General features: G+C 77.8%; 1 protein-coding gene. It reads left to right on the top strand.

Features of this window, described 5'->3' with window-relative positions:
* A partial coding sequence (locus KBX39_RS32790; protein ID WP_247660840.1) for a GDSL-type esterase/lipase family protein occupies positions 1 to 477 on the top strand: 477 nt, incomplete at both ends.

Here is a 477-nt window from a genome sequence, read left to right as displayed (position 1 = left end):
CCCGCCTCGCGGCGATCGGCACGGGCGCCACGGTGGCGGCCACCGCCGCCACCGGCGGGGTGCTGCTCGGCCAGGCCCGGCAGGCCCGGCGCACCATCCCGATGGCGCAGGCCCCGCCACCGCGCTGCGACGGCGTGTACGGCGCGAAGCTGCCCGGCCCGCCGGTCACCATGGTCATCCTGGGCGACTCCTCGGCAGCCGGCTACGGCGTGCACAGGCGCCGGGAGACACCGGGCTCGCTGCTGGCCACCGGGCTGTCCCGCCGCCTGCACCGGCCGGTACGCCTGCACCGGTTCGCCGTGGTGGGCGCGCTCTCGTCCGGGCTGAAACCGCAGGTCGAGTCCGCCCTGGAGGTCGAGCCGGACGTGGCGGTGATCCTGGTGGGCGGCAACGACGTCACCAACCGCACGCCGCCGGGGCTGGCCGTGCGCTACCTGGTCGACGCGGTCCGCACGCTGCGGGCGGCCGGCTGCGAGG

Source organism: Micromonospora sp. D75, from assembly GCF_018070405.1.
GTDB lineage: Bacteria > Actinomycetota > Actinomycetes > Mycobacteriales > Micromonosporaceae > Micromonospora > Micromonospora chalcea.
This window is presented reverse-complemented; position numbering and strand designations above follow the sequence as displayed.